Origin of the sequence: Thioalkalivibrio sp. AKL6 (genome assembly GCF_000376905.1) — a bacterium.
Lineage (GTDB): Bacteria > Pseudomonadota > Gammaproteobacteria > Ectothiorhodospirales > Ectothiorhodospiraceae > Thioalkalivibrio > Thioalkalivibrio versutus.
Window position 1 is genome coordinate 208,140 of record NZ_AQXS01000010.1, and the last position, 21,187, is coordinate 229,326.

Genomic DNA, 21,187 nt, shown 5'->3' on the forward strand with positions numbered 1-21,187 from the left:
GGGAGGCGTCATGAGATCCGGGATGGCCTGGTTCGCGGCGGTGATCCTCGTCGTCAGCGGATGGCTGGTGGTACCCGCTGTGGCCGGGGCGCAGAACGTCGCATTCGTGACGATGAACCGGATTCTCGAGGATTCGCCGCAGGCCGAAGAGGCCATGCGCGAACTGGAGCGCGAGTTCTCGCCGCGCGATTCGGAGCTGGTGGCGGAGCGTGAGGAGCTGCAGCGGCTGCGTGACCGGCTGGAACGTGACGGGGACCTGATGAACCCATCGGAACGGGCGGACCTGGAGCGGGAGTTCTCGCAACGTTCGCGCGAATTCCGGCGGGCGCAGGAGAGCTTCAGCGAAGACCTGAACGTACGCCGCAACGAGGAGCTGGCCAAACTGCAGCGACGGATCAACGATGCCATCGTCGATCTCGCCCGGGAACGCGACATTGATCTGATCCTGACCGAGCGCAACGTGCTGTATGCCAGCGACCGGATCGACATCACGGACGACATCCTTGCCACAATGCAGCGAGACTGACGGCGGGTATTTGGCCCGTGAGCTGGCCGAGGCGCTGGGCGGGCAGCTCACGGGAGATGGGCAACGCCGCTTCACCGGGTTGAGCCCGCTGGCCACGGCAGGCCCCTGCGATCTGAGTTTTGTGACGGACGCCGGGCGTCATGCCGAGGCCCTGGCAGCGAGTGCCGCGGGTGTCATCCTGGTACCGGTGGCCGCGGGGCTGCAAGCGACGGCTTCCCGAACCCTGATCCACCTGGATGATGTCTACCTGGGCTATGCGCGAGCGAGTCAGTGGCTGGGCAGGCCACGTCGCGCCCGAGCTGCGGGTGTCCATCCGGGTGCGTTTGTGGATCCCGAGTCCTCGGTTGCTCCCGACGCATTCGTGGGGCCCGGGGCGGTGATCGGCGCGGGGGCTACGGTGGGACCCCAGAGTGTCGTGGGGGCGCACTGCGTGGTGGGCGAGGGGGTGATGGTGGGGGCCGATACCTTCCTGCACCCCCGTGTGACCCTGCTTGAAGGCGTTGCGGTGGGGGATCGCTGCATCCTGCACAGTGGTTGCGTGATCGGGGCCGATGGCTTTGGCTTCGCCCCCGCGGGCGACCAGGGTTGGGAGAAGATCGAACAGCTGGGCCATGTCGTGATCGGTTCCGATGTGGAAATCGGAGCGAACACGACCATCGATCGCGGGGCGTTGCGCGCGACGCGGATCGGGAGGGGTGTAAAGATCGACAACCTGGTTCATGTTGCCCATAACGTCGAGATTGGCGACCATACAGCCATTGCCGGCTGTGTGGGGATCGCGGGCAGTGCCCGGATCGGCGCGCATTGTGCAATCGGGGGCGGCGCCGGGATCCTGGGCCACCTGTCCATCGTGGATCACGTCACCATTCACGCGATGACCCTGGTCACGCGCTCCATTACGCGGCCGGGTCACTACGCCTCTGGAGTCCCGCATCAAGAGGCCCGGTTGTGGAATCGCATGCTGGCCCGACTGCGCCGTCTGGCGCGTTAGGCGATCGAGGGGCGATCGATCGGCCCTGGTAGTAACTGGCCTTGCCGCGCGTGGGGAGGCCGAGTCGAACGTCGTATTGCACGTCCCGCGCAGCGGTCCGGATGCGGCACAACAAGATCAAGAGAAAGGACACCGGCGTGGATGACTTTAATGTCCAGGAGATCATGCGCTACCTGCCGCATCGTTACCCGTTCCTGATGGTGGATCGGGTGCTGGAGTGGGAGGCGGGCAGCTATCTGACGGGGATCAAGAACGTCAGCATCAACGAACCGTATTTCCAGGGGCACTTCCCGATCAAGCCGGTGATGCCCGGGGTTCTGATCCTCGAGGCCCTGGCACAGGCCACCGGCCTGCTTGCGTTCAAGACCGAAGAGGCGCGTAACGAGAACCAGGACAAGCAGCAGCTGTACCTGTTTGTCGGGATCGACGAGGCGCGCTTCCGGCGCCAGGTGGTACCCGGCGATCAACTCCACCTGCGGGTGGATCTGAAGCGTACGGTGCGGGGTATCTGGCGCTTCGACGCGGTCGCGAAGGTGGGCGACGACGTGTGCGCGACGGCGCAGCTCATGTGTTCCGGTCAGGAAATCCCGGCGTGATCGATCCGCGCGCGGACGTCCACCCCAGCGCCGAGATCGACAGCTCGGTGACGATCGGGCCGTTCTCGGTCATCGGTGCCAATGTGAAGATCGGCGCGGATACCTGGGTGGGCCCGCATGTGGTGATCAACGGACCGACCGAGATCGGGCGGGAAAACCGAATCTTTCAGTTCTCCTCGATCGGGGAGGAGCCTCAGGACACCAGCTATCGGGGTGAACCCACGCGGCTGATCATCGGCGATCGCAACGTGATTCGGGAGTCGGTAACGCTGCACCGCGGAACCGAGAAGGGGCTGGGTGAGACGGTCATCGGGCACGACAACCTGATCATGGCGTATGTCCACATCGCGCACGACTGCACCATCGGGAACGGCATCATCTTCTCCAATGCCACGTCGCTTGCCGGGCACGTGGAGATCCAGGATCACGCAACGCTGGGTGGTTTCACCCTGGTGCATCAGTTCTGTCGCGTCGGCACCTACGCCTTCACCAGCATGGGTGCGGCGCTGAACCGTGACCTACCGCCGTATTGCCTGGCGAGCGGCAACTATGCGCGGCTGATCGGGATCAACAAGGTTGGACTCAAGCGCAACGGTTTCTCCAATGACGCCATTCAGGCGCTGCACCGGGTATTCATCCAGGGAATGCGTGGACGCGCCGGGCGCGAAAGTCATCTGGACGCCATGTTCGAGGAGACCGAGGTGCCGGAGGTGCGCAATCTGATCGGTTTCGTGCGCGGCAGTCGTCGCGGCATTCTGCGCGGCGGTCGTCCGCACTGACGCGGTCGCTGCGGGGCAGGGCCCTGTGTGCTGCCCAAGCGTTTGCTCCCCAAACGAACCGTCGCCCTTAGATCGGCTTCTCGCTGTCGCTTAGTTGGCCGTGGTGCAGGAGTTGGTGCGCCATTTCGGCCACGCGGCGGTCGGCTCCGCCATTGCCCAGGTGATCGCGCACTTGCGCCAGGCGATCGCGCATCGCGTCCAGGGCCGGGGGGCGGTCGAGCAGATCCGCGGCGTCGTGGGCCAGGCGCTCGGCGGTCGCCTGCTGTTGCAGGTATTCGGGCACCAGGCGCTCGCCGCCCACGATGTTGACCAGGGCGATGTTCTCAACCCGCACGAGACGCGAGAAGACCGCGTGGCTCAGGGTGCCCATGCGGTAGAACACCAGCATCGGGGCCTGGAGCAGACCGGCCTCTAGGGTTGCCGTGCCCGAGGCGATCAGCAATAGATCCGCCCCCGCCATCAGGGAGTGGGTGGCGGTGTCGCCGCCCACGAAATGGACGGGGAGATCGTCACAGGTGGCGAGGGCCCCCAAGTGTTCCGTGGTGACCCCCGGCGCCATGGAGGCCACGAACTGGATGTCCGGGTGCGACATGTGGAGGCGGCGGGCGGTGTCCACGAGCATGGGCCAGTGGCGCTTCAGTTCGCCGTTGCGGCTGCCGGGGAGAAGACCGACCAGGCGCGTATTGGCCGCGAGGCCAAGCTGTTCGCGAATCGGCTGTTTGGGCGGCTGCACCCGATCCACGAGAGGGTTTCCGACATAGCGTACTGGCACCCCGGCCTTCTCGTAGACGTCGGTTTCGAAGGGAAAAAGTACCGCCATCGCGTCCACGCTGCGCTGGATGCGCTTGATCCGGCCCGAACGCCACGCCCACAGCTGCGGGCTGACATAGAACAGCACGCGGATACCGAGGCGGCGGGCGTGGGCAGCCAGGCGCAGGTTGAACTCCACGTAGTCCACCAGGACCAGCAGGTCCGGGCGGTGGGTCTCCAAATGCTCGCACATGCGCCGGAACAGCCGGCGCAGGCGCGGGTAGTTGACCAGCACATCGACCAGGCCCACCACGGCCAGTTCGGAGACGTCGATCAGGGTGTCGACCCCGGCGGCGCGCATCTGCGTCCCGCCCATGCCCGTGTAGCGGAGACCGGGCTCCAGTGCCGAGAGTTCGTGGACCAGTCCCGCCCCGAGTGCGTCACCGGAGCTTTCGCCGGCGCAGATCACGACATGCTGCGTCATGACCGGTGGGGACCCCCTGTGGAAGCGATGTGGCGCGGCGTCACGCGAGGGCGGCGCGGATCTTCCCGCAGATCATGTCGATGGTCGCATCCTCGAGTTCCGGGAACACCGGCAGGGACAGGCAGCGCGCGGCGACGTCTTCGGTGACCGGCAGCGATTCCGGCCGGTTCGGGAGATCGGCGAAGGCCTTTTGCTGATGCAGGGGTACCGGGTAGTAGATTGCACAGGCCACCTCGGCGGCCTTGAGCGCCTCCATGATCGCGTCGCGATGATCAGTCAGCAGCGTGTACTGGTGGTAGACGTGGACCCCGATGCCGTCCTCGAACGGCACTTCGACCGGCAGCCCGGCCAGGCCATCGCGATAACGTGCCGCCACCCGGCGGCGTTCGGCGTTGTAGGTGTCGATATGCGGCAGCTTCACCCGCAGGATCGCCGCCTGCATCTCGTCCAGGCGGCTGTTGTAGCCGATCTCGTCGTGGTAGTAGCGCACGCTGGAACCGTGGTTGCGCAATCGGCGCAGGGTATCGGCGGCGGACGGGCAGTTGGTGGTCACCAGACCCCCGTCGCCGAAGGCCCCGAGGTTCTTGCTGGGGAAGAACGAAAAGCAGCCGAAGGCGGTGGCCGCGCCGGTCTGTACGCCATCGACCGTCGCGCCGAAGGACTGTGCGCAATCCTCGACGATCATCACCTTGTGTTTATCGGCGATAGCCTGCAGGCGCGGCATGTCGGCCGGCTGCCCGAACAGGTGGACCGGCAGGATCGCGCGGGTGCGCTCGGTGATGGCCGCCTCGACCTGGTCCGGGTCGATGTTGAAGGTGCGCGGGTCGATGTCCACGAATACCGGGTCGGCCCCGACATAGCGGATCGCCTCGGCCGTGGCAATGAAGGTAAACGGGGTGGTGATGACCTCGTCGCCCGGGCCGATGCCGGCCGCGGCCAGCGCCAGATGCAGGGCATCCGTGCCGGAGGCACAGGTGATCGCGTGTTCCACGCCCAGGTACTCGGCGATCTCCTGCTCCAGGGCCTGGACGTTGGGGCCGAGGATAAAGCGCGCACCGGCCAGCACGTCCTGTAGCGCGGCATCGATTTCGGGGCGCAGGGTCTGGTACTGGCGCTGCAGGTCGACCATCGGGATCACGGCTTGACTCCTGTGGGGTTCGCGTCGAGGTGGCTGTGCGGACCGTCGGCCCGGCTCATGATGTTCAGGTTTTCGTAGACCAGGTCGGTGATGCGGCTGGCCGTTTCCAGGGCCCGCTGGCCGTCACGGCCGCTGACCACGACCGGTCCCTGACCGCGCACGGCGGCGACAAAGGCCTGGATCTCCGCCAGCAGGGCATCCGCCTCGTCGAAGACACTCTCCGTGCGGTGAATCGCAGGGGCTCCCGTCTCCGGATCGGGTTCGCCAATGTGGTTCAGCGACAGGATGCGGTTCTGGAAGTCCACCGAGGCGTAGGCATGTGACTGGAAGATGCGCATGCGGCGCTCGGACTTGGTGCTGATGCGACTGGAGGTGACGTTGGCTACGCAGCCGTCCGCGAATTCCAGTCGGGCATTGGCGATGTCGATGTCGCCGGTCAGCACGCGGGCGCCGGAGGCGCGAATGTCGGTCAGCGGGGCATCCACCAGCGACAGGATGATGTCGATGTCGTGGATCATCAGATCGAGCACGACCGACACGTCGGTGGCGCGCGGCTTGTAGGGCGCCAGGCGGTGCGACTCGATAAACCGCGGGTGCAACGGGGTCTCGGTCAGGCGGCGTAGCGCGGCATTGAAGCGTTCCAGGTGCCCGACCTGGAGGACGACGCCCTGTTGCTCGGCGATCTGGTTCAGCGTTTCGGCCTGCTCCAGGGTGGCGGTAATCGGCTTCTCGACCAGGACATGACAACCGGCCTCGAGGAAGTCCCGGGCGATGTCGAAGTGCAGGGTGGTCGGTGCGGCGATGGAGACCGCATCGACCTGACCGATCAGGGCGCGATGGTCGGTCTCCGCGCGGCAGCCGTGCTCCGCCGCGACGCGGCTGGCGGTTTCGGAATCGGCATCGACCACGGCAACCAGTTCGGTGTCCGGCAGCGCGGCGTATTTGGCGGCATGCCATTTGCCAAGATGGCCCACGCCGATAGCGGCGCAGCGTAACGGAGATTGGGACATGAGTAGGCTCGGATCCGGAGGGGGTGTGCTAGGATTTTCGGCGCTATTGTAACGGATCCCCGGCGCGGCGCATGTTCGCGTTCGGGCGATTGCCCGCAGTTCACCGTGGTGGAGACTCCATGTCCGATTTAGAGGCAGCGCAGCGCTACGTCGCCGGCGTGGACGAAGTGGGGCGCGGGCCGCTGGCCGGGCCGGTGGTGGCGGCCGCCGTCATCCTGCCGGAGGGCTACACCTGCCCCGGCTTGACCGACTCCAAGAAGCTCAGCGCGAAACGCCGCGAGACGCTGGACGTGCAGATCCGTGCCGACGCGCTGGCATGGTCGCTGGGCCGGGCCGAGGCGGCGGAGATCGATGAACTGAACATCCATCATGCGACGCTGCTCGCCATGCAGCGAGCGGCGGCCGGGCTCGCCATCGCGCCGGCACATCTGCTGGTGGACGGGCGCTTCACACCGCAGGGTCCCTGGACTGCCGAGGCGATCGTCGGCGGGGATGGCTCGGTGGCTGCAATCAGTGCCGCCTCCATCGTCGCGAAGGTGGCGCGCGACGGCTGGTTGCGCGATCTGCATCACGACTACCCCGATTACGGCTTCGATCGCCATTCCGGCTACCCCACGGTGGCGCATCGCGAGGCCCTGGAACGGTTGGGGCCGTGCCCGCAACACCGCCGTAGTTTCGGCCCCGTAGCGCGTGCGCTGGCGGCGCGTGAACAGGAGATGGGGGCATGAGCGAAGGCCATCCCGGTTTCGTGCACCTGCGGGTGCATTCGGAGTATTCCCTGATCGACGGGCTGGTCCGCCTCAAGCCACTGGTGAACGCGGTGGCCGAGGGCGGGATGCCGGCCGTCGCGGTAACCGATCACTGCAACCTGTTCGGGCTGGTAAAGTTCTACCGTGCCGCGATCGCAAAGGGTGTGCAGCCCATCATCGGTGCGGACGTTCTGGTGCGCGATGCCCGTGCCGACGGGAGCCTTGCTCGCATGACCCTGCTGGCGCAGAACGACCCGGGTTATCGCAATCTGACCCGGCTGATCTCGCGCGCCTGGCAGGAGGGCCAGGAGAAGGGCATTCCGCGGGTGGACTGCGCCTGGCTGGATGCGGCCGCCGAGGGCCTGATCGCATTGTCTGGCGGGATCGACGGCCTGTTCGTGAACGGTTCGGGGGCCGCGCGCGCGCTATTGGCCGAGGATCTCGAGCCGTGGATGCAGCGCTTCCCGGGTCGCTTCTATCTGGAACTGGTGCGCAGCGACCGCCCGGGCGAAGAGGCCTGGATCGAACAGGCGCTGGCCGCGGCCGAGGCCTTCGATCTGCCGGTGGTGGCCACCAATGATGTTCGCTTCCTGCGGCCCGAGGACTTCGAGGCCCACGAGGCGCGCGTCTGCATCCATGACGGCGTGACCCTGGACGACCCACGGCGCCCGCGCCGTTACTCGGAGGCGCAGTATCTGCGTACACCCGAGGAGATGGCGGAGCGGTTCGCGGACATTCCCGAGGCCCTGGCCAACAGCGTGGCGATCGCCCGGCGCTGTTCGGTGAGCCTGACCCTGGGCGAATCGGTGCTGCCGGACTTCCCGGTCCCCGAGGGCTATACGGTCGAAGATCATCTGCGCGAGACCTCGGCGCAGGGGTTGGCGGGGCGCCTCGAGCGCTTCTGCTTCGCGCCGGCGGCGGATTACGAGGCGCGCTTGCAGCGCGAGCTGGACGTGATCTGCCAGATGGGTTTCCCCGGCTACTTCCTGATCGTGGCGGACTTCATCCAGTGGGCCAAGGACAATGGCATCCCCGTGGGCCCGGGGCGTGGTTCCGGTGCGGGCTCTCTGGTGGCCTATGCGCTGGGTATTACCGACCTGGATCCATTGCGTTACGATCTTCTTTTCGAGCGATTTCTCAACCCTGAACGTGTCTCCATGCCCGACTTCGATGTCGACTTCTGCATGGAGCGACGCGACGACGTGATCGACTACGTCGCCGAGCGCTACGGGCGCGACAAGGTCTCGCAGATCATCACCCACGGCACCATGGCCGCCAAGGCGGTGGTGCGCGACGTCGGGCGTGTGCTGGGCCATGGCTACGGTTTCGTCGACCGCATTGCCAAGCTGATCCCGTTTGAGCTGGGCATGACCCTGCAAAAGGCCCTGACCGAGAGCGCGGACCTCAAGACGCAGTACGACGAAGACGAGGAGGTGCGCGCGATCATCGATCTCGCGCAGAAACTCGAGGGCCTCACCCGGAACGCGGGCAAGCATGCCGGCGGGGTGGTCATTGCGCCCTCGGCGCTGACCGACTTCTCGCCGCTGTACTGCGAAGACGACGGTGGCTCGCTAGTGACCCACTTCGACAAGGATGACGTCGAGGCGGTCGGCCTGGTGAAGTTCGACTTCCTCGGCCTGCGCACGCTCACCATCATCGACTGGGCGGTGGACAACATCCGCAAGATGGATGCCGCGGTGCAGGTGGATCTGGATGCGATCCCGCTGGATGACCCGGACACCTTCCGCCTGCTGAAGGACTACCAGACCACCGCGGTGTTCCAGCTGGAATCCGGCGGGATGAAGGATCTGATCAAGCGTCTGCAGCCGGACAGCTTCGAGGAGATCATCGCGCTGGTGGCGCTCTACCGCCCGGGCCCGCTGCAGTCGGGCATGGTGGACGACTTCATCGACCGCAAGCATGGTCGTGCCCAGGTGGAATATCCGCATCCGGATCTGGAACCCATTCTCCAGCCCACCTACGGCGTGATCCTGTATCAGGAGCAGGTGATGCAGATCGCCCAGGTGCTGGGCAATTACACCCTGGGTGGTGCGGATCTGTTGCGCCGCGCGATGGGCAAGAAGAAGCCCGAGGAGATGGCCAAGCAGCGCGAGATCTTCCTCGAGGGTGCACTGGGGCGCGGTGTGGATGAAGGGGTTGCGACCTACATCTTCGACCTGATGGAGAAATTCGCGGGCTACGGCTTCAACAAGTCGCACTCCGCGGCCTATGCCCTGGTTGCCTACCAGACCGCCTGGCTCAAGGCGCATTATCCGGCGCCGTTCATGGCGGCGGTGCTGTCCGCGGACATGGACAACACCGACAAGGTGGTGGGGCTGATCGAGGAATGCCGCAACATGGGCCTGGAGGTCCTGCCGCCGGACGTCAATCAGTCGGACTACCGCTTTACCTGCCACGACGCGCAGACCGTGGTCTACGGCCTGGGCGCGATCAAGGGCGTTGGGGAGTCGGCCATCGACACCCTGCTCAAGGCGCGCGGCGAGGGCGGTGAATTCCACGGGCTGGTGGACCTGTGCCAGCGGGTGGATCTCGGCAAGCTGAACAAGCGTGTGCTGGAGACGCTGGTGCGCGCCGGCGCGATGGATCGGATCGGCGCCAACCGTGCGACGCTGCTGAACGACATCCCGATGGCGGTCGCGGCAGCCGAACAGAGCGAGCGCAATGCCAATCTGGGTGTGGTGGACCTGTTCGGGGATCCGGCTGCGGCCGTGATCCCGGATAGTGCGACCCTCGCCGAGATGGAGGACGACGATCGTCTGCGCGGCGAGAAGGACACCCTGGGGCTTTATCTGACCGGTCACCCGGTGGAGCGCTACCGCGCCGAGTTGCTGCGCCTGACCGGCACCACGCTGCAGGCGCTGGAGGCCAAGCTGGAGGATCGCCCGGACGAGCCCCAGGGCCAGAAATGGCGGGGCAAGCAGGAAACCGTGCGCATCGCCGGTCTGATCGTCGGGGTGCGAGTGCGCAACACGCAGAGCGGGCGCATGGGCATCGTCACCCTGGACGACCGCAGCGGGCGGGCCGAGGTGGTGTTGTTCAACGACGACTTCACCACCTACAAGGACCGTCTGGAGCCGGATGCCCTGCTGGTCGCGGAGGGCACGGTGACGCTCGACGACTATGCCGGCGGGATCCGTATGCGGGCCCGTACCGTGTACAGCCTGGATGAAGCGCGGGTCCAGTGGGCCCGCGCGCTGCACCTGTGCCTGGAAGGGGTGGTTCCCGAGCAGGTGGCCCATTTGCGCGGGCTGATGGAGCCGCATCGTGAGGGGCCTTGCCGGGTGCACCTGTGCTATCGCCGTGACGGGCTGGAGGCGGATATCAGCCTGCCGGAGGGATGGACCATCCGCCCGGACGAGCGGCTGTTGCGTGGCATTCAGCAGTCCCTGGGTCCGGGTTGCGAGGCCGAGGTGCTCTACGGCCGATAGCTGGAAACAAGGCGTCGCCGCACCTGCATTGGAGCGGGGATCGCCGCAATTGGTTACAATTCGCATCCTTCGTCGGTATCCACAACCAAGTCTTCGGGACCCTGCATGAATCCGGACTTTCTCGACTTCGAACAGCCCATTGCCGAACTGGAAGCGAAGATCCGCGATCTGCGCTATGTCGGCGACGATGCCGAGGTCAACATCCAGGAAGAGATCCAGCGCCTGGAAGGCAAGTGCCGGTCTTTGACCGAGAGCATCTTCGCCAAGCTGACCCCGTGGCAGGTCTCGCAGATGTCGCGGCATCCGCGGCGACCCTACACCCTTGACTACATTCCCGACTTGTTCGACGAGTTCGAGGAACTGCATGGCGACCGGGCGTTTGGCGACGACCCGGCGATCGTGGGCGGCGTGGCGCGCCTGGACGGGCGGCCGGTGATGCTGATCGGGCACCAGAAGGGGCGCCAGACCCGCGACAAGGTCTACCGCAACTTCGGCATGCCGCGCCCGGAGGGCTACCGCAAGGCCCTGCGTTTGATGGAGATGGCCGAGCGCTTTCGCATGCCCGTGCTTACCTTTATCGACACGCCGGGTGCCTACCCGGGCGTCGGGGCGGAAGAGCGTGGCCAGAGCGAGGCGATCGCGCGCAACCTGCGAGTGATGGCGCGGCTCGATACACCGATCATCGCCACGGTGATCGGCGAAGGCGGCTCCGGTGGGGCCCTCGCGATTGGGGTGGGCGACGCCACCCTGATGCTGCAGTACTCGACCTACTCGGTGATTTCGCCGGAGGGCTGTGCCTCCATCCTCTGGAAGAGCGCGGAAAAGGCCTCGGAGGCCGCGGAGGCCCTGGGCATCACGTCGGAACGCCTGCGCGAGCTGGGGCTGGTGGACCGCATCGTGCCGGAACCCCTGGGCGGTGCCCACCGCGACCCCGACACCATGTCCTCCAGTCTGCGCGCCGCGCTTCTGGAAACCCTGGACGGCCTGGAAGGGCTGGACCCGGGCAAGCGCCTGGAGCGGCGCTATCGCCGGCTGATGGATTACGGTGCCTTCCAGGAAGCCGCTTCCTGATCCCGGTGCCGGGGCGCTCGATCCTGTAGCCGCGGCGCTACGGGACTTCCTCCAGGCGCATCCCGGCTATCGTCAGGTGCGCATCGCCTTCAGCGGCGGTCTCGATTCGACCGTGCTGCTCCACGCCGCGGTGCGCCTGGGTATCCCCAAGCTCGAGGCCATGCACGTGGATCATTGCCTGCGTCCGGACTCCGGCGAGCAGGTCGAGCACTGCCGCGCCTTTGCACAGGCACTGAACTGCCCGTTCCGGCTCCGTACCCTCGGCTCACTCGACACCCGTGCCCTCGGCGTGGAGGCCGCGGCGCGCGAGGCACGCTACGCGATGCTGCGCGAAGGGCTGGACGCTACGGGCATCATCCTGGCCGCGCAACATGCGGACGATCAGGCCGAAACGTTCCTGCTGGCCGCCCTGCGCGGCAGCGGGCCCGAAGGGCTGCAGGCCATGCGGCCGCTGCGCCGCGAGGGCGAGACCTGGCTGGGGCGACCCTTGCTGGGCCTGCCCCGCGAGGCACTGGCCGCCTTGGCGGAGCAGGAGGGCCTCGACTGGTATGACGATCCCAGCAATCAAGATCCCCGATTCGACCGCAATTTCCTGCGCCAGTCGGTGCTGCCCTTGTTGCAGGAGCGATTTGATGGCGCGGCCGGGCTGGCGCGCGCTGCCGCCTGGCAGCAGGAGGCGGTCGGGCAATCCCGTCAGCACTTTTCCGGGCTACTGAAAGGGCTGCGAGACCCGCTGGACGGTAGCCTGGATCTCCGCGCCTTGCGCGCGCTCGACTCGAGTACCCAGCGCGGGCTGCTACGGCACTGGCTGCGCGAGCAGGGCCTTCGTGCGCCCGGCCACGACCGCCTGGGCGAATTCCTGCGCCAGGTTCTCGTGGACAACCCCGAGGCCTCCCCCGCCGTGGAATGGGATGGCGGATGGATGCGGCGTTATCGCGATCAGCTGCACGCCGGGCCGAAGGAGGAGGCTGCGGGTCCGCCGCCCGAACAGCCCTGGCCAGCCGATCAGTCGGAACTGATTCTGGCAGACGGACGCCGCCTGACCCGGGAGATGCTGCCGCGGCTCGGCGTTGACCGCGAGGCCGCGCTCACCGTTAGCTATCGAAGCGGGGGCGAGGTGGTCGCGACCCCCGTCGGGCGCCGATCCCTGAAAAAGCTGATGCAGGAGCGCGGGATCGCCCCCTGGGAACGCAATCGGGTTCCGCTTTTGTGTCAGCTGGATGGAACGATTGTGGCGGTGCTCTGGCCCGGGTCGGTTCACGCTGGGAGTTGACGCGCCTGTCCAAATCGGACAATTCTTGGATCGTATTCAGGGGTGCGGGTGAGTGGTACGTGACAGGTTTCGCGGCACAATGCGGACGACGTACGGGCATGGGGGTGCTGGCGGCCGGGATGTTGCTGGCCGCGCCTCTGGCCGCGGACTCGCTGATGCTCACGACCGAGAGCTACCCCCCGTTCAATTTCGAGACCGAAACGGGCGAGCTGGACGGGATCTCCATCCGGGTGATGGATGCCCTGCTGGATGTCGCCCAAGTGGACGCCGAGATCCGCCTGCTGCCGTGGAGTCGGGCCTACGCCGAGGCTCAGTCGGACCCTGGTACCTGCGTCTTTTCCACCACGCGCACCTCCGAACGCGAAGATCTGTTCACCTGGGTCGGTCCTCTCGTGGAAAACCAGTGGCATGCGTTCGTGCTTGAAGGTGCCGAGGTGGATGCGCAGTCTCTGGAGGATCTGGAACGCTACCGCGTCGGGGGCTATCGAGACGATGCCGTGGCGCTCTTCGTTGAGGGCCGGGGCATCCCCGTGGATACCGCACCGAATGACCGGCTGAATGCGCGCAAGCTTGCGGCCAACCGGATCGATGTATGGGTCAGCGGTGAACATCTGGCCCCGTGGTTTGCCCGCCAGGAGGGTATCGGTGAACTCCGGTCCCTGTTCGCGTTCAACGATACCGTGATGTCCCTGGCCTGCCACCCGGAAACCGCGCGAGCCCCGCTGGATCGCATGCAGGAGGAACTGGATGCGATGCGCGCGGACGGGCGCTATGCGGCCATCGTGCAGGATGTCCTGGACAGCAATGGAGAGCGCAATGACTGACGCAGCCGAGGCCCGGACGGAATCGTCGGCCCTGATCGCCGAGGAGGTGCTGGGCTTTCAGCGCAACATGACGCGGCGCGGCATCATCTTTTCGTTCACTGGCTACATTTCCGAGGGCATCCTGAAGGCCCTGGGGGATGCACTGCGGCAGAAAATCCGACTGGAGTCCACCGATACGAAGACCGTGAACCGCGTCTTTTCGGTATTCGTGGAACAGGTGCAGAACGTGATTCGCTATTCAGCGGAGCGTATCGAGCACGACGCGGAGCCCCCCGTCGAGCTGAGCTCCGGGATGATTACCGTCGGGTCGGAAAACGGCCGCTTCTTCGTCATTTGCGGCAACGTGATCGGGCGCAAGGATGCCGACACCCTGGCCGTGCGCCTGCGTGAGCTCGCGGGCATGGACAGCGATGAGTTGCGCCGCTTTTACAAGGAAAAGCTGCGGGAACCACCGGACGAAGGCAGCAAGGGCGGCAGCATCGGCCTGATCGAGATCGCACGCCGGGCAAGCGAGCCAATCCAGTTCGACTTTCAGCATCTCTCCGATGCGCAATCCTATTTTGTCCTGAAGGCCTATATCTGATGGCAGTCGTCGAGACCATTGAACACGCGGCAACCGACCGGACCCCGGCTGTCGTTTTCGATTTCGTGGCGGGGCAGTACCGGCTGTCCGGCGAGTCGTATCCGGAAGATGCCGCGAACTTCTACGGCCCGCTGACTCAGGGGTTGCGGCAGGCGATCGAGGACCGGGCCAGCGACGAGGTGGAGTTCACCGTGGAAATGATCTACTTCAACAGTTCGACTGCGAAGGCCTTGATGAACATGTTCCAGATCCTGGAAGAGGGCGCCGAGTCGGGTCTGAAGGTGCGGATCAACTGGTGTTACCACGATGACGACGAAACCATGGAGGAGTTCGGCGAGGACTTCTCCGAGGATTTCGAACACGCTGACTTCCGAATGTGTCCGCTGACATGAAGGCCCCCTCCCGAGAGGACCCGATGAATCCTGCTACCCGGCCACGGGAGGGCCAGGAAATGGAGAGGCTCGCGGACTTCTCCCTGTTCGAGCAGGAAAAGTCCGTCATGCAGCGCTCCGAGCAGATGCTCGAGGCGCTGGATGCGGTAGGCGATGGCGTGAAGGTGCTCGCCAAGGCCTATTCCGAGAGCTATCGGGCGCAGCGTCGCATGATGCGCATGAGCGACCGCATGCAGGCGGATCTGCAGGAGGCCAACCGCCAGTTGCGCGAGCAGGCGGAGCACCTGGCACAGCTCAACAATGCATTGTCCGACGAGGTGCGCGAGCGCGAGCGCCTGACAGCCGAGCTGGAGCGCCTGGCGCTGGAGGATGCCCTTACCGGCCTGTTCTCGCGTCGCCGGGTGATTGACTGCGTGGAGGGCATGGCGGATAGCGTCGGCGAGGAATCGCGTTCGCTCACCGTGATGATGCTGGATCTCGACGACTTCAAGGCGCTGAACGACACCCACGGCCATGCCGCCGGCGATTTCGCCCTCGAGAGCTTTGCCGACATCCTGCGGGGCGAGCTGGGGGCGGAACAGTACGCTGGGCGCATGGGCGGGGAAGAATTCCTGGTAGTGGCGGCGGATCTGGATTCCGAAGAGGCAGTCGCGCTGGCCGAGCGCATTCGTTCGTCGGTGGAGAATGCATCGCTGCACTGGAAGGACGAACCGCTCGCGCTGGCGGTTTCCATTGGCCTGGTCATCACCACGAACCCGTGGCCGGATGCCGGCGAGCTGGTGGCCCTGGCCGATGACCTGCTCTACCGGGCCAAGAACGAGGGACGCAACCGTGTCATCGTGCAAATGCACGGCGAACGCGGGTGATGGCGGGCGGCACCCGCCGGAATCGTAGCCTTGTCGCCAAGCTGGCCGTCGCCACGCTGCTGGCGGCGCTGGCGCTGAGCCTTCTCAGCAGCGCCTATGTCATTGCCTCGGACTGGCATGCCTTCCGTGCCGAGACCGGGGAACAGATCGACCGTCTGCAACGCCTGGTCGAACCACCCGCCGCCGAGGCGGCCTTCCAGTTGAGCGCTGCCCAGGCCGATTCCCTGGTCCAGGGCCTGCTGGTTTTCGACGAGATCCGGCGGGTCGAGATCCTCGACGATTTTGGCAACATCCTTGCGGAAGATGCCCAGGAGCGCACCCAGACCGGTGGTGAGTGGGCGCACTGGCTCTTCGGTGATCTGCAAACCCATGAGCGCGAGCTGCGCCACCCTGATACCCGCGGAAATATCCAGGGCGTGGGCGTCCTGCGCGTGGAATTGGACCCCGGCGTGCTGGGGCGGGCCTTCGTCAACCGGCTGCAGACCGGGGTCGTGACCAGTGTGACCCAGGCGGTGATCGTCTCTCTGGTGGTGGTTGTACTGTTCTATCTGCTTATGCTCCGTCCGATGTTGAAGATTTCACGTGCGGTGGCGGACACCGACCCTGAGCAGCCCGCGCACTGGCCGAGGCCGCGCCTGGGCCATCACGAAAACGATGAGCTGGGGGCGCTGGGGCGTTCGCTGGATCGTTTGCTGCGGGCCTTTCAGGCGGGGCTGGACGCGCGCGACGGGGCCCGGGGCGAGCTCAAGGCCCTGAATGCGGACCTCGAGCGGCGCGTCGAGGACCGCACCCGGCAGTTGGAGGCCGAGAAATCCGAGACGGAACGGGCACTGGCCAAGGTGGACGAGGCCAACCGTGAGCTTGAACGCAGTAATCGCCTGGTGGTGGAGAGCATCCGCTATGCCCGCCGCATCCAGACCGCCATGCTGCCGGACAAGCATGCCCTCGATGGTCACATGGACGAGGTGCAGATCTACTGGGAGCCTCTGCACCTGGTGGGTGGCGACTACTTCTGGGTCGAGGCCATCGACGGACACAGCATCCTGGTGGTGGCGGACTGCACCGGCCACGGTGTACCGGGTGCCTTCATCACCCTGGTAGTGGCCTCGGCGCTGGATCGCATCCTGCACGAACACCGCTTGCTGGAGCCCTCGGCCATCCTGCGCGAGATGGATCGACTGGTACGCTCGCGGCTGCGTCAGGATGGCTATGACTCCGACTCGGACGACGGGCTGGAGGCCGCGGTCTGCGTGTATCGACCGGAGGACCGCAAGCTGGCCTTTGCCGGGGTCGGGCTGCCGTTGATGATCGACCGCGGCGGCGAGGTCGAGGAGATCCGGGGCGTACGCGGCGGCCTTGGCTACCGCAGCCTGGAACCGGCCCAGCCCGTGGACCACGAGGTCGACGTGGAGCCGGGCACGGAATTCTTCCTGATCACCGATGGCGTGCACGATCATGTCGGCGGAGAGCCGCCGCGATTGTTTGGTCGGCGGCGGTTGCGCCAGGTGCTGACGGACAAGAGTGGCCGCGATCTGTCGGCCAAGATCGATGCCGTGGTGCGGGTGCTGGAAGATTATCGCGACGGCGAGCCGCGGCGTGACGATATGACCCTGGTGGCCTTCCGGCCGTTGTCATCTCGGGCCGGAAACGAGGCACTGCCCCCACCTTCCGATTGAGCGGGGGCGGGTGCTCTGGTACTCTCTCAGGGGTTTTCCGCCTGCCCCGGATTGCGTGTGCGAACCGGGGCAGGGTGCTTGTCAGCTCCCAGCCAGGTTTCCCGCATGACGCGTTTTGTTTTCATTACCGGAGGCGTGGTCTCGTCTCTGGGCAAAGGTATTGCATCCGCCTCGCTGGGGGCGATCCTGGAGGCGCGTGGCCTCAAGGTGACGCTGCTCAAGCTGGATCCGTACATCAACGTGGATCCGGGCACCATGAGCCCGTTTCAGCATGGCGAGGTGTTCGTCACCGATGACGGCGCCGAAACGGACCTGGATCTCGGGCACTACGAGCGCTTCGTGCGCATTCGCACCTCGCGGCGCAACAATTTCACCGCCGGGCAGATCTACGAGAACGTGATCCGCAAGGAGCGTCGCGGGGATTATCTCGGCGGCACGGTGCAGGTCATCCCGCACATCACCGACGAGATCAAGCGCTCGATCCACGAGGGGGCCGGCGATGCCGACATCGCCCTGATCGAGATCGGCGGTACGGTCGGTGACATCGAATCCCTGCCGTTTCTCGAGGCGATCCGTCAGATGGGCGTGGAGCTGGGGCATGACAACGCCCTGTTCATGCATCTGACGCTGGTGCCGTATATCGAGGCCGCCGGCGAGATCAAGACCAAACCGACCCAGCACTCGGTCAAGGAACTGCGCTCCATCGGTATCCAGCCGGATATCCTGCTGTGCCGCTCCACGCAGGCGATCCCCGAGGGTGAACGGCGCAAGATCGCGCTGTTCACCAACGTCGAGGAGAAGGCGGTCATCTCTGCAGTGGACGTAGACAATATCTACAAGATCCCGCTGTGGCTGCATTCGCAGAAGCTCGACGAGATCGTGCTGCGCAAACTCCATATCGAGGTCCCGCAAGCCGACCTTTCGGACTGGAAGCACGTGGTCAATGCCATGGAGTTCCCGGAGTCCGAGGTGACGGTCGGCATGATCGGCAAGTACGTCGATCTGACCGAGTCGTACAAGTCGGTGAACGAAGCCCTGACCCACGCGGGCATCCAGGCGGGTACCCGGGTCCGGATTCGTTATCTCGATTCGGAAAAGCTGGAAGGGGCCGAGAACGAGGCCGCGCGCGAACTCGAGGGCCTGGACGCCATCCTCGTTCCGGGTGGCTTCGGCGAACGCGGCGTGGAGGGCAAGATTGCCGCGGTGCGCTACGCCCGCGAGAACCATGTGCCCTATCTTGGAATCTGCCTGGGCATGCAAGTGGCGGTCATCGAGTTTGCGCGCGATGTGGTCGGGCTGGAAGGTGCGCACAGCACCGAGTTCGCCCCCGACACGCCGCATCCCGTCATCGCGCTGATTACCGAGTGGCAGGACAAGGAAGGCCGCATCGAACAGCGCGATGCCGACAGTGACCTCGGTGGCACTATGCGTCTCGGCGCCCAGAGCGCGCGCCTGACCCCGGGGTCACGCATTGCCGAGGCCTATGGTCGCGAAGAGGTGGGAGAACGCCATCGTCATCGCTTCGAATTCAACAACGCCTATCGTGAACGCCTGGAGGCCGCAGGTCTTCGACTCTCCGGGGTCTCGGAATCCGGCGAACTGGTAGAGGCCGTGGAGCTGGCCGACCATCCGTGGTTTGTGGGCTGCCAGTTCCACCCGGAATTTACCTCGACCCCAAGGGATGGCCACCCGCTGTTCACCGCGTTTGTGTGTGCCGCCCGGGATTACCAGGATGCCCGCGAACCGGAAACCACCACGGCGCTGACGGAATAGGCGCCCGTTCACTTTTTTGTGGCCGCACCCGGAGGGTGGTGGCCTCCAGACAGGACAGAGCATGCAGCTTTGCGGTTTTGAAGTCGGCCTTGATCGGCCCTTTTTTCTGATTGCCGGCCCCTGCGTCATCGAATCCGAGGCCATGGCCCTGGAGACGGCCGGCGCGCTGAAAACGATGGCGGACGATCTCGGCATTCCGTTCATCTACAAGTCCTCGTTCGACAAGGCCAACCGGTCGTCGACGAAGAGCTTCCGCGGGCTGGGCATGGAAGAGGGCCTGCGCATCCTGGACAAAGTGAAGTCGGAGATCGGTGTGCCGATCCTGACGGATGTTCACGAGGACACCGCGCTGGACGAAGTCGCCAGTGTTGTTGATGTGCTGCAGACCCCGGCCTTCCTTTGTCGGCAGACCAACTTCATCCAGAACGTTGCGCGCCAGGGCCGGCCGGTGAACATCAAGAAGGGCCAGTTCCTCGCACCCTGGGATATGGGCAATGTCGTGGATAAGGCCCGCGAGGTCGGTAACGATCAGATCATGGTTTGCGAGCGCGGGGTCTCGTTTGGCTACAACACCCTGATCTCCGATATGCGCGGCCTGGCCCAGATGCGTCAGACCGGCTGCCCGGTCGTCTTCGATGCGACCCATTCGGTGCAGCAGCCGGGCGGGCAGGGCGCCTGCTCCGGTGGGCAGCGCGAATTCGTGCCGGTGCTGGCACGGGCGGCGGTGGCCGCTGGCGTATCCGGCCTGTTCATGGAGACCCATCCGGACCCCGAGAAGGCCCTGTCCGACGGTCCCAACGCCTGGCCGCTGCCGAAGATGGCCGCGCTGCTGCAGACGCTCAAGGCGCTGGACGCCGCCGCCAAGGCGCAGCCGTTTGCAGAGGCGGAGTACGGTCTCGGTTAACGACCGAAAGAATCGATAAAACGTCCCGGACGGGCCCGTCCGGGCGGGTATTTTCAAGGAGAGAGCATGTCCAAGATTGCGGAGATTCACGCCCGCGAGATCATCGATTCTCGGGGCAACCCGACGGTCGAGGCCGATGTTGTCCTGGATTCCGGCGCCATGGGGCGCGCGGCGGTGCCCTCCGGTGCCTCCACAGGCGCCCGCGAGGCCCTGGAACTGCGCGACGACGAAAAGCGTTACGGCGGCAAGGGCGTGCTGAAGGCCGTCAGCCACGTGAACGGCGAGATCCGCGACGCCCTGCGAGGTATGGAGCTGGACCAGACCGCGGTCGATCGCCGCATGCTGGAACTGGACGGGACCGACAACAAGGCACGCCTGGGTGCCAATGCCCTGTTGGCCGTCTCCATGGCCACTTCGCATGCTCTGGCCGCGGATCGCGAACAGCCACTGTTCGAGACCCTGGGCGGCGACGACGCCACGCTGCTGCCGGTGCCGATGATGAACATCATCAATGGTGGCGCCCACGCCGATAATAGCGTGGACATGCAGGAGTTCATGATCCTGCCAGTGGGGGCGGATTCGGTACGCGAGGCCGTGCGCTACGGCGCCGAGGTCTTCCACGCGCTGAAAAAGGTGCTGTCCAAGCGCGGGCTGGCGACGGCGGTGGGCGACGAGGGCGGTTTTGCGCCGGACCTGCCGTCCAACTCCGCCGCGATCGAGGTGATCCTGGAAGCGGTTCACAACGCCGGCTTCAAGGCGGGCGAGGACATCTGGATCGGCCTCGACTGCGCCAGCTCCGAGTTCTACCGTGATGGGCGCTATCACCTCGATTCCGAAGGCAAGGCCTTCTCTGCCGACGAGTTTTCCGAGTATCTCGCCCACTGGGTAGACCAGTACCCGATCCTGACCATCGAGGACGGGATGGCCGAAGATGACTGGGACGGCTGGAAGACGCTGACCGAGCGCCTGGGCAATCGCGTGCAGCTGGTGGGTGACGACCTGTTCGTGACCAATACCCAGATCCTGCAGGAAGGCATCGACAAGGGCGTTGCGAATTCCATCCTGATCAAGCTCAACCAGATCGGCACCGTGACCGAGACGCTGGAAGCCATCGAGATGGCGCGCAAGGCCAATTACACTGCAGTGATCTCGCATCGCTCGGGCGAGACCGAAGACGTGACCATCGCAGACCTGGCCGTGGCCACGCGCGCCGGCCAGATCAAGACCGGTTCGCTGTCGCGTTCCGATCGGGTCGCCAAATACAACCAGCTGATCCGGATCGAGGAACACCTGGGTTCGCGGGCGACCTATCCGGGCATGTCGGCGTTCACCTTCGGGCGCTGATCGAGACCC

The 21,187-nt window shown here is 65.5% G+C and carries 19 protein-coding genes; 16 read left to right on the top strand and 3 right to left on the bottom strand.

Going from position 1 to position 21,187, the window contains the following annotated elements; translation table 11 throughout:
- Window positions 1-22 precede the first annotated feature (22 nt).
- The 4 genes from D575_RS0108965 (at window position 23) to lpxA (ending at window position 2,892) form a co-directional block, all read left to right on the top strand.
- Complete coding sequence (locus tag D575_RS0108965) at window positions 23-526, top strand: OmpH family outer membrane protein (protein WP_018145581.1); 504 nt, start codon at window positions 23-25, stop codon at window positions 524-526.
- Window positions 504-1,517, top strand: a complete 1,014-nt coding sequence (lpxD, locus tag D575_RS0108970; protein WP_026182101.1) for a UDP-3-O-(3-hydroxymyristoyl)glucosamine N-acyltransferase — start codon at window positions 504-506, stop codon at window positions 1,515-1,517. Before D575_RS0108965 ends, lpxD begins: the two co-directional genes overlap by 23 nt.
- Window positions 1,518-1,618: 101 nt before the next feature.
- Window positions 1,619-2,113: a 3-hydroxyacyl-ACP dehydratase FabZ gene (fabZ, locus tag D575_RS0108975; RefSeq protein WP_018145583.1), complete on the top strand. Its 495-nt coding sequence runs from the start codon at window positions 1,619-1,621 to the stop codon at window positions 2,111-2,113.
- Window positions 2,110-2,892 carry an acyl-ACP--UDP-N-acetylglucosamine O-acyltransferase gene (lpxA, locus tag D575_RS0108980; protein ID WP_018145584.1) on the top strand — a complete coding sequence of 261 codons (783 nt, stop codon included), beginning with the start codon at window positions 2,110-2,112 and terminating at the stop codon, window positions 2,890-2,892. The genes fabZ and lpxA overlap by 4 nt, the downstream gene beginning before the upstream one ends.
- A 67-nt stretch (window positions 2,893-2,959) precedes the next feature.
- Here lpxA and lpxB read toward each other — a convergent pair whose 3' ends face one another.
- Genes lpxB through D575_RS0108995 form a run of 3 tightly spaced genes read right to left on the bottom strand, consistent with a single transcriptional unit; the run spans window position 2,960 to window position 6,274 of the window.
- Window positions 2,960-4,126: a lipid-A-disaccharide synthase gene (lpxB, locus tag D575_RS0108985; RefSeq protein WP_018145585.1), complete on the bottom strand. Its 1,167-nt coding sequence runs from the start codon at window positions 4,124-4,126 to the stop codon at window positions 2,960-2,962.
- 40 nt (window positions 4,127-4,166) lie between these two features.
- Window positions 4,167-5,264, bottom strand: coding sequence for a DegT/DnrJ/EryC1/StrS aminotransferase family protein (locus D575_RS0108990; protein WP_018145586.1), 1,098 nt, complete (start codon window positions 5,262-5,264; stop codon window positions 4,167-4,169).
- Complete coding sequence (locus tag D575_RS0108995; protein ID WP_018145587.1) at window positions 5,261-6,274, bottom strand: Gfo/Idh/MocA family protein; 1,014 nt, start codon at window positions 6,272-6,274, stop codon at window positions 5,261-5,263. The genes D575_RS0108990 and D575_RS0108995 overlap by 4 nt, the downstream gene beginning before the upstream one ends.
- Before the next feature lie 119 nt (window positions 6,275-6,393).
- Here D575_RS0108995 and rnhB point away from each other — a divergent pair, with 119 nt between their 5' ends.
- The 12 genes from rnhB to eno all read left to right on the top strand — a co-directional run bounded on the left by rnhB (window position 6,394) and on the right by eno (window position 21,178).
- Complete coding sequence (gene rnhB / locus D575_RS0109000) at window positions 6,394-7,002, top strand: ribonuclease HII (protein WP_018145588.1); 609 nt, start codon at window positions 6,394-6,396, stop codon at window positions 7,000-7,002.
- A complete protein-coding gene (gene dnaE / locus D575_RS0109005; RefSeq protein ID WP_018145589.1) occupies window positions 6,999-10,472 on the top strand; it encodes a DNA polymerase III subunit alpha in 3,474 nt (1,157 codons plus the stop codon). Before rnhB ends, dnaE begins: the two co-directional genes overlap by 4 nt.
- A 105-nt stretch (window positions 10,473-10,577) precedes the next feature.
- Window positions 10,578-11,543: an acetyl-CoA carboxylase carboxyltransferase subunit alpha gene (locus D575_RS0109010; RefSeq protein WP_018145590.1), complete on the top strand. Its 966-nt coding sequence runs from the start codon at window positions 10,578-10,580 to the stop codon at window positions 11,541-11,543.
- A gap of 76 nt (window positions 11,544-11,619) precedes the next feature.
- Window positions 11,620-12,816, top strand: coding sequence for a tRNA lysidine(34) synthetase TilS (tilS, locus tag D575_RS0109015; RefSeq protein WP_018145591.1), 1,197 nt, complete (start codon window positions 11,620-11,622; stop codon window positions 12,814-12,816).
- A gap of 98 nt (window positions 12,817-12,914) precedes the next feature.
- Window positions 12,915-13,640: an ABC transporter substrate-binding protein gene (locus D575_RS0109020; RefSeq protein ID WP_018145592.1), complete on the top strand. Its 726-nt coding sequence runs from the start codon at window positions 12,915-12,917 to the stop codon at window positions 13,638-13,640.
- Window positions 13,633-14,223 carry a SiaB family protein kinase gene (locus tag D575_RS0109025; protein ID WP_018145593.1) on the top strand — a complete coding sequence of 197 codons (591 nt, stop codon included), beginning with the start codon at window positions 13,633-13,635 and terminating at the stop codon, window positions 14,221-14,223. The genes D575_RS0109020 and D575_RS0109025 overlap by 8 nt, the downstream gene beginning before the upstream one ends.
- The gene (locus tag D575_RS0109030) at window positions 14,223-14,615 is read left to right on the top strand and encodes a DUF1987 domain-containing protein (RefSeq protein ID WP_018145594.1); all 393 of its coding nucleotides are present in this window, start codon (window positions 14,223-14,225) and stop codon (window positions 14,613-14,615) included. Before D575_RS0109025 ends, D575_RS0109030 begins: the two co-directional genes overlap by 1 nt.
- A 59-nt stretch (window positions 14,616-14,674) precedes the next feature.
- Complete coding sequence (locus D575_RS0109035; protein WP_018145595.1) at window positions 14,675-15,481, top strand: GGDEF domain-containing protein; 807 nt, start codon at window positions 14,675-14,677, stop codon at window positions 15,479-15,481.
- Window positions 15,481-17,157 carry a SpoIIE family protein phosphatase gene (locus tag D575_RS0109040; RefSeq protein ID WP_018145596.1) on the top strand — a complete coding sequence of 559 codons (1,677 nt, stop codon included), beginning with the start codon at window positions 15,481-15,483 and terminating at the stop codon, window positions 17,155-17,157. Before D575_RS0109035 ends, D575_RS0109040 begins: the two co-directional genes overlap by 1 nt.
- Before the next feature lie 105 nt (window positions 17,158-17,262).
- Window positions 17,263-18,930 carry a CTP synthase gene (locus D575_RS0109045; protein WP_026182102.1) on the top strand — a complete coding sequence of 556 codons (1,668 nt, stop codon included), beginning with the start codon at window positions 17,263-17,265 and terminating at the stop codon, window positions 18,928-18,930.
- 61 nt (window positions 18,931-18,991) lie between these two features.
- Window positions 18,992-19,834, top strand: a complete 843-nt coding sequence (gene kdsA, locus D575_RS0109050; RefSeq protein WP_018145598.1) for a 3-deoxy-8-phosphooctulonate synthase — start codon at window positions 18,992-18,994, stop codon at window positions 19,832-19,834.
- Window positions 19,835-19,900: 66 nt separating this feature from the next.
- Entirely contained in the window at window positions 19,901-21,178 is a 1,278-nt protein-coding gene (eno, locus tag D575_RS0109055; RefSeq protein ID WP_018145599.1) for a phosphopyruvate hydratase, read from the top strand.
- Window positions 21,179-21,187 lie beyond the last annotated feature (9 nt).